This is a genomic window from Lentilactobacillus sp. (genome assembly GCF_040773105.1).
GTDB lineage: Bacteria > Bacillota > Bacilli > Lactobacillales > Lactobacillaceae > Lentilactobacillus > Lentilactobacillus parabuchneri.
This window is the reverse complement of the sequence record NZ_JAXGWW010000083.1, coordinates 1-8,342: the sequence shown is the minus strand read 5'-3', so window position 1 is coordinate 8,342 and position 8,342 is coordinate 1. Positions and strand designations below refer to the sequence as shown.

Genomic DNA, 8,342 nt, shown 5'->3' with positions numbered 1-8,342 from the left:
TTGGTGTTTCGTCAGCATCTGGGCCGCTGATTGGCGGCTATCTGGTTGAACACTTTGGTTGGCCGGCGATTTTTTACGTCAACGTCCCATTTGGCATTATCGCCGTTATCCTGACCGTTTTTTACGTGCGAGAAACACCAAGTTACGGGAAAAATCATAAAATCGATTTGGCCGGCATGATTCTGTCAGCAATTGGTTTGTTTGCCATTATCTATGGCCTAATCGTCAAGGAAGGCCACCCGCACTGGGCCTGGACCGACCCTCAGGTACTCGGACTATTAGCTGGCGGCATCATTGTCATGATTGCCTTTGTGTTCGTTGAAGCCCGGGTAGTCGATCCGATGATTGACCTCAAGATGTTTAAGCGACCACATTTTTTGGGCACCATCATCGTTGCCTTTGCATTAGGCTCCGGCATTTACGCATATAACGCCTTCTTGACGGCCCTCATGCAAAACTACATTGGTTATTCAGCGGTCCAAACCGGAGTAAGACAACTGACCATTAGCGCTTGGTCATTGGTCCTGGGACCAGTTGCCGGCATCTTGAGTTCACGATATTCCAAAAAGTGGATGATCGTTGGCAGCCTGTTGATTGGAGGCGTTGGCTTCTTCTTAATGGCCCACGCAATCAGTCCAACCGTTACTTTCGCTGAATTATGGCCGGGTATGATCTTGATGGGCATCACCAACGGCATGGTCAACCCACTGCTCAACACCGCCGGAATGGAAGGCGCCCTCCCCCAAGAAATGGGCATGGTATCGGGCTTACTGAACGTCTTTCGTCAGTTCGGAACCACGGTCGGCGTCGTCGGCCTGGGGTTGATTCAAGATGCGCAATATGAAGCCCATTTAAACGCCAAAATGCCAATGCTGGAAGCACCGGCCAAAGCAATCAATGGCATCAAAGAAGCCTTGATCAACGCTGGACCGTTTTCAGGTCATACGATTGCCTTTTCCGCCAGAATGGACCACTTACCATTTGCCCAGGCGCTGCAAAAGATTGTCATCCACGCTTATGACAACGGAATGGCGGCGGTATCGATGACCTCTGCAATCATTGTCATCGTAGGCGCAATCGGTGCGGCCCTCTTGATGAGAAATCATATGGCCAGCCAAGATTTGGAATTGAAGCAAAAATAGTGTGATACAAACAAGAGAAACTAAGATAACAATCCAGTTGTCTTAGTTCCTCTTGTTTGACTTGTAGTAAAATATTGCACCACCAAAGCGGTATTAATTTAACAATTACCGATACAGTTCCGGTCGCCGGTCCTCAAATACCGGCATAAACCCGCGGGCGGCATCTGTTTCATCTGTATCAATCGTGATTGTTTTTAATTGTGGCTGGTCGTCCAGGGTTAAAATCTCATCACCCATTGGATTATAAACGCCAGAGTGACCGCCAAACGGATTATCCGGGTCGCTGCCCACTCGATTAACGGCCACAACAAAGCTCTGATTTTCAATTGCCCGTGCTGCCAACAATCGGCGCCACTGAGGAATTCGGGAAGTCGGCCACTCTGCCGGGACGAAAATGATTCGACTGTTATCCAAGCTCAGGGTCCGCAACCATTCCGGAAAACGAATGTCGTAGCAAATCACACTTGTCGCATCGACACCCTTGATTTGGAAATGATCCTCCTCGTGGCCGGCAGCCAAAAACTCATCTTCATGCATTAATCCAAACAAGTGGACCTTTTCGTACTGTGTCAGTAGTTTTCCGTCACGGCCAAAGATATAGGTCGTATTGTAAAATGCGCCATCGTGCTTAATCGCAACTGAGCCGCCATGCACAATGAGTTGGCACTTTTTCGCCAACTCTGATAGTAATTGCCGGGTTCGTTCACCGTTCTCATCGGCAATTTTATCAAACCGGCTTAGATCATAGCCGGTGTTCCACATTTCCGGAAAAACAACCACGTCTGCACCAGCGGCAGCCGCCTGTTTGACCAGCGGTTCGATCTTGGCGAAGTTCTCGTCCGGATTTCCAAATGCAATATCAATTTGTGCCAGAGATATCGTCAGTTTCATGTCAGCCTCCCGCAATTTGTTGGTTAATTTTGTCCTAAAGTATAGCACAAAAAAACACATTAATTAGTTCAACTAATCAATGTGCATCCGTTTAAATGACTGCCGTAATTGCCGCAATCAGCCCAAAGATCACCCCGGGCACATCTGCGACAATCAAAATCCAATCCCGCTTTGGCTTCACCCAGCCGTACGCCACCCATAACGCCGCATTAACTGCCGCACAAAATGGTTGGATAAACGACGTTGGTTGGCCATTCAAATTCTGCAGAATTTCTCCTATGTATGAAATGTACATGATCATATTTGCCACCGTGGCAATATCACCAATTATCTTTTCCTCACTGAACGTTCGTTTAGCCTCGTGTAGTTGATTACCGCCAGGGTGACTCAACTGATTTTGCACACTAATCCCTCCAATTTCTCTTCTGTTCAGTGATAACATACTTAAGCAGAGAATACTAGGCATTCGAAAGATTATATCGAACAATCTGTTGAATCAGGTCAGCGGGCAATGGCTGATCAACAGGCAGCTGAATCGCTCCAATGCTTGTTTTATAATCTTTCAACTGATCTTTGAAGGTGACAATCGCCTTTGGGCCCGGATAAAGTCCGATATGGGTCTTATAGTTGGCAAAATGAATAATATTTTTATGAAAATGAAATGTTGGCATCCCATACGAAATTTTTTCATCATAATTTTTGGGCATCTCTGCTCGAATAATTTCATAGAGTGACATCAGCTTGGATTGCCGCTCTACCGGCTGATTGACGATGTATTCGCGAACTAATTTTTCCATGACACAATCCCCCTCGAAAATATTTTTGCACTTATTTGATTAAAATCTGTTGACATTCATATTATAAAGCTCTAATATACAAAGCAACAATTAATTCGTCCATAAAACCGATGAAGTGGAGATCAAGATCATTGTGCACGCAAAGAGAGCTGCCGGAGCTGAGAGTGCAGTCGAACGCAGATGATTAAATGGACCACTGAGGGTTCTTCCGAAAGTTATCGAGTACGGAGAAACGTGTTGGCATACGTAAGTTGTCGGAGGGATGTTAGTCCCTTGCTAAGCGTAATTAATTGGGGAACTTAATAGATGATTTTTCATCTACCCTGATTAATTGAACTAAGGTGGCACCGCGGAATAATCCGTCCTTAACTTGTATCAAGTTATGGGCGGATTTTTTTGTTATCCAGTGTGATGAGCCAAATCGGCTAGACAACAGTGAAACATCTAAACGGAGGTCGCAACGATGAAAATGGAAATCAAACGATGGCAAATCAAATATTGAACTTATTGGTATTAGGACAGCTCCTCCAAGCAGTAATCTCCTTGTAAGCACCTCGGAAGCAAATCCCCAAACCCGGGGAATTTACTTCCAAGCCGACTTACACTCCGATTTCTAACCGCTTGGATCCGCTCACTTTTCTAGGACAGCTCCTCCAAGCAGTAGTCTACCTGTAAGCACCACCGACAAAAATTCCAAAACCGGGAATTTCTCTCGGCGGCCCCTTACAGTCCGACTACTACCCGCTTGGATCCGCTCACTTATATAATTGGAGGAATTTATTATGATAAAACAAGCCATTGAAAAAGTTGTTAACCACGAAGATTTAACATTTGATGAAAGCCAAACCGTTCTCGACGAAATTATGAACGGCGAAACATCCGAAATTGAAACTGCCAGCCTCTTAACCGCTTTAACTGCCAAAAATCCAACAATTGACGAAATTGCCGGCGCCGCTTCTTCGATGAGAAATCACGCTTTGAAATTCCCTGAAGCTGGCAACGTCTTGGAAATTGTCGGTACCGGTGGTGATAAAGCCAACACCTTCAACATTTCAACGACCAGCGCAATTGTTGTCGCTGCTGCCGGAACCAAAGTTGCCAAACATGGCAACCGAGCCGCTTCTTCCAAGAGTGGCGCTGCCGACGTCTTTGAAGCGCTTGGCTTGGACATCAACGAAGATCCTGCCACCAGCTTTCAAAGCTTGCAAGACAACAATCTCTGCTTCTTATTTGCCCAAGAATACCACAAATCAATGAAGTATGTTGCGCCTGTCCGCAAACAATTGGGAATTCGAACAATCTTCAATATTCTCGGACCACTGGCCAATCCAGCCCATCCAACCAGCCAATTACTCGGCGTTTACGATGAGGCACTCCTCGAGCCACTGGCTAACGTGCTTAAAAAATTGGGTGTCAAAAATGCGATGGTCATCCACGGTCGAGACGGTCTTGATGAAATGACCGTTGCCGATGAAACTGCTGTGGTTGAACTTCGTGACGGTCAACTAACCAAGTACGTCTTGACCCCAGAACAATTTGGCCTGAAACGGGCAAAACCTGAAGATTTGGTCGGCGGCACACCGGAAGAAAACGGCCAGATTACCCGTGATATTTTAGCCGGTAAAAAAGGCCCTCAACGAGACATCGTCTTACTCAATGCCGGTTCAGGATTACACCTGGCACACCCGGAAATGACCATTCAAGAAGGAATCAGCCTGGCTGCCAAAACAATCGATGAGGGTAAGGCCCAGGCCGAACTCGACCGTTTAATCAGCTTTTCCAACAAACGCAAGGATGTGGTCGCATGATTCTTGATGATTTAGTCCATGCCACGCAAAAACGACTGAAGACACACATCGCAAAACGCCCACTCAGTGCCTTAAAGGCGCAGGTTGCCGCAATGCCAGCCAGCACCAAGCCCGATTTTCTTTCGATTCTTAAACAGCCCGGACTTCACATCATCGCTGAAGTCAAGAAGGCCTCTCCTTCTAAAGGAACGATCGTCAGTGATTTTCCATATTTAACAATTGCCAAAAGCTATGATGCTGCGGGGGCCGACGCCATCTCAGTCTTGACTGAACCCGATTACTTTAACGGTCATTTGGATTATCTCAACCAAATCAGCCAGGCCGTGGCAGCACCCACCCTGCGAAAAGATTTCACCATTGACCCTTACATGGTCTATGAAGCAAAAGCAAACGGCGCCTCAGTCATCCTGTTAATCGTCGCAATCGTTGACGACCACCAACTCCGCGCCTACCGCGAGCTGGCGGAAAGTTTGGGAATGCAGGCGATCGTTGAGGCCTATACGGCTGAAGAAGTGACCAGAGCACTTAATTCCGGCGCCAAGATCATTGGTATCAACAACCGAAATCTCAAGGACTTCCACGTTGATTTCAACAACAGCCTAAAGTTACGGGCAATGGTTCCTGAAGGCATCCCCGTTGTGGCCGAAAGTGGTATCAAAAGCCAAGAGGATGTCGATAAACTGGCCAATGCAGGATTTAACGCCATCCTGATCGGCGAAACCCTCATGAGAGCTGACAATAAGCAAGCATTAATCAAGGATTTTAAACAAGCAGCCGTTCATTAAACAACGTTGGAGGTGTTCTAATGGTTCAAGTTAAAATTTGCGGCTTGATGAAACAAGCAGATATTCAAGCCGTCAATGACGCAGCAGCCGACTTTGCCGGATTTGTATTCGCACCCGGCCGTCACCAGGTATCCTTGACAACTGCCTTAAAGTTGCGGGCCGGATTAGCGCCTAACATCCAAGCGGTCGGCGTCTTCGTAAACGAGTCCATTGATGAGATCTTAGCTATTTACCAGGCTGGCGCAATCGACATTGCCCAGCTCCACGGCAAAAGCACTCCGGATGAAATTAAAATTCTCCACGCTGCCGGCCTCAAGGTCATTCAGGTCTTCGAACGCCAATCAATTGAGCTAAATTCCCGCGCTGATTACTTGATGGTCGATAGTGGCAAGGGCAGTGGTCAGGCATTGAACTGGCAAAATATCCCCCATGTTGATCGCCCGCTCATCCTTGCTGGTGGCTTAACGCCTATTAACATCAACCAGGCTATCCAGCTCGTCAATCCAACGGTCGTCGACGTCTCAAGTGGCGTCGAAACCAACGGCGTCAAAGATCCAAATAAAATCATGAACTTTATAAAAAATGCGAAAGAGGAAATTGTCCTATGAAAAATTTAACTGAAGATAAACAACAAAAGCGTCCCGGAATTTTCGCCAATACATATGGCGGCCAATACATTCCAGAAACATTGATGACAGAACTCGAAAAAGTCGACAAAGCTTTTCACACTTTAAAGGATGACCCGGATTTTCAAGCTGAATTACACGACCTGTTAACAAACTACGCCAATCGGCCATCGCTTCTCTACTATGCGAAAAACATGACCGAAGACCTCGGTGGTGCCAAGATCTACCTGAAACGCGAAGACTTAAATCATACCGGGGCTCATAAAATCAACAACGTGATTGGCCAGGCACTACTGGCAAAACATTTGGGCAAAAAGCGTCTAATCGCTGAAACCGGCGCCGGCCAACACGGGGTCGCAACGGCCACAATCGCCGCCCTGTTCGGAATGGAATGTGAAATCTTCATGGGAAAAGAAGACACTGATCGCCAGAAGTTAAACGTCTACCGAATGGAACTGTTGGGCGCTAAAGTCCACCCGGTTACAACCGGCTCGATGGTCTTAAAAGATGCGATCAATGCCACTTTACAGGAGTGGGCAAGTCGTTCCGAAGACACCTTCTACGTCATGGGTTCGGCTGTGGGGCCTTATCCGTTCCCCGAAATGGTTAAATATTTCCAAAGTGTCATCAGCAAGGAATCCAAACAACAGTTAAAAGCCAAGGAAAACACCCTTCCTGATATGGTTGTCGCCTGTGTCGGTGGTGGCAGTAACGCCATCGGCAGCTTTGCCGACTACATCGATGATCCAAGCGTTCAATTAGTCGGCGTTGAAGCAGCCGGAAAAGGCGTCAACACTGATCAAACAGCCGCTACGATTGAACGGGGTTCTGTCGGGATTTTCCACGGCATGAAATCACTGTTCCTCCAAAATGAAGATGGCCAAATCAATCCGGTTTACTCCATCTCAGCCGGCTTAGATTATCCGGGTGTTGGCCCGGAACACGCTGCGCTTGCCACAGAAGGTCGAGCCGATTATGTCGGGATTACCGATGACGAAGCCGTTGAAGCCTTTGAATACATCGCCCGCCAAGAAGGAATCGTTGCCGCAATCGAAAGCTGTCACGCAGTTGCTTACGTCGAAAAGATTGCCCCAACCATGTCCAAGGACCAAATCATCGTCTGCACCCTCTCAGGTCGTGGTGATAAAGACGTTGCCAGCATCGCCAAATACAAAGGAGTCGATATTGATGAGTAATTTAACTGAGATTTTTAAAAACCATAAGGCATTTATTCCGTTTGTGGTCGCTGACGACCCGGATTTTGAGACCACCGTTGACAATATCGTGGCGCTGGCAAATGGCGGGGCAGACATCGTCGAAGTTGGAATTCCATTTTCCGACCCAATCGCTGATGGCGGCGTGATTCAAGCCGCTGATCTTAGAGCATTTGCGGCCGGTGTCCGGACCAAGACGGTATTTGAAATTGTCGAAGCGGCCCGTAAACGCACAGATGTGCCAATTGTTTTCCTGACTTATTTGAATATCGTCTTCAAATACGGTTACGATGCATTTTGTAAGAAGTGCCAGGAATTAGACATCTCTGGTCTGGTCATTCCTGACATGCCATACGAAAGTCGCGAAGATATCGTCCCAACTGCGGATAAATATGGCATCGACATCATTCCATTGATTGCCCCTACTTCTGGCCACCGTGTCGAAAAGATTGCCAAAGCGGCCTCGGGATTCATCTACGTCGTCTCTTCACTGGGAATTACCGGCGAACGAAACGAGTTCTTCAACGGTTTGAAGGACTTAGTCACAGAAATCAAGCGCTATACAGATGTCCCCACCGCAATCGGCTTTGGTGTTCATACACCGGAACAAGCCAAAACGATGGCAAAAATCGCGGACGGCGTAATCATCGGCAGTGCGATTGTCGATATCGTCGCCAAGAAGAAACAAGCAGCCCCTCAAGCAGTTGAAGCATTTACCAAATCCATCCGAACTGCGGTGGATGAGGCTGAAGCGGAAAAAGCACGGGTATAGAAATAGGTAAAGAGGACCGTTAGCGAAAAGACGTCGCCAACGGTCCTCTTTTAGTCCAAATAGCCAGTATCCTTTATCAGACACCGTGATATACTGATTTTGACAATAATTTTATACGAAACTACTTGCCGATCATCAATTTAAGTAAATCGAGGTTGCATTATGTCTCCCATTCTTCCAAACAAAACAGAATTCATTCCAAAAGCTACCGCAAACGAGCATGAAATCTTCATGGCCATGCGAACCTATCCCGATAACGTCAAGGTCTATCATCCCCACGGTCGAATCGATGCGACGTCGGTCTTCT

Annotated in this window: 9 protein-coding genes; 6 read left to right on the top strand and 3 right to left on the bottom strand. The window is 47.1% G+C overall.

Features of this window, described 5'->3' with window-relative positions:
* Positions 1-1,142 (top strand): MFS transporter (locus AB3112_RS05880; RefSeq protein WP_367334102.1); only part of this gene is annotated, 1,142 nt, incomplete at its 5' end.
* Between the two features lie 105 nt (positions 1,143-1,247).
* On the opposite strand, the gene AB3112_RS05875 is transcribed toward AB3112_RS05880, so the two are convergent.
* The 3 genes from AB3112_RS05875 to AB3112_RS05865 form a co-directional block, all read right to left on the bottom strand.
* Positions 1,248-2,033 carry a carbon-nitrogen family hydrolase gene (locus AB3112_RS05875; RefSeq protein WP_367334101.1) on the bottom strand — a complete coding sequence of 262 codons (786 nt, stop codon included), beginning with the start codon at positions 2,031-2,033 and terminating at the stop codon, positions 1,248-1,250.
* A gap of 91 nt (positions 2,034-2,124) precedes the next feature.
* Positions 2,125-2,436 (bottom strand): SemiSWEET family transporter, encoded by a 312-nt coding sequence (locus tag AB3112_RS05870; RefSeq protein ID WP_057909892.1) that lies wholly within the window; start codon positions 2,434-2,436, stop codon positions 2,125-2,127.
* Positions 2,437-2,491: 55 nt separating this feature from the next.
* Positions 2,492-2,830: an iron chaperone gene (locus AB3112_RS05865; protein WP_084974019.1), complete on the bottom strand. Its 339-nt coding sequence runs from the start codon at positions 2,828-2,830 to the stop codon at positions 2,492-2,494.
* Positions 2,831-3,612: 782 nt separating this feature from the next.
* Between AB3112_RS05865 and trpD the strand changes: the two genes are divergently transcribed.
* The 5 genes from trpD to trpA are packed head-to-tail and all read left to right on the top strand — an operon-like array spanning position 3,613 to position 8,035.
* Complete coding sequence (trpD, locus tag AB3112_RS05860; RefSeq protein ID WP_084974017.1) at positions 3,613-4,638, top strand: anthranilate phosphoribosyltransferase; 1,026 nt, start codon at positions 3,613-3,615, stop codon at positions 4,636-4,638.
* Positions 4,635-5,423 (top strand): indole-3-glycerol phosphate synthase TrpC, encoded by a 789-nt coding sequence (gene trpC, locus AB3112_RS05855; RefSeq protein WP_084974015.1) that lies wholly within the window; start codon positions 4,635-4,637, stop codon positions 5,421-5,423. The genes trpD and trpC overlap by 4 nt, the downstream gene beginning before the upstream one ends.
* Positions 5,424-5,443: 20 nt before the next feature.
* On the top strand, positions 5,444-6,031 hold the full coding sequence (locus tag AB3112_RS05850; RefSeq protein ID WP_084974013.1) for a phosphoribosylanthranilate isomerase: 588 nt from the start codon (positions 5,444-5,446) through the stop codon (positions 6,029-6,031).
* The gene (gene trpB / locus AB3112_RS05845; RefSeq protein WP_057909887.1) at positions 6,028-7,245 is read left to right on the top strand and encodes a tryptophan synthase subunit beta; all 1,218 of its coding nucleotides are present in this window, start codon (positions 6,028-6,030) and stop codon (positions 7,243-7,245) included. Before AB3112_RS05850 ends, trpB begins: the two co-directional genes overlap by 4 nt.
* On the top strand, positions 7,238-8,035 hold the full coding sequence (trpA, locus tag AB3112_RS05840; RefSeq protein WP_084974011.1) for a tryptophan synthase subunit alpha: 798 nt from the start codon (positions 7,238-7,240) through the stop codon (positions 8,033-8,035). The genes trpB and trpA overlap by 8 nt, the downstream gene beginning before the upstream one ends.
* Positions 8,036-8,342: the final 307 nt, after the last annotated feature.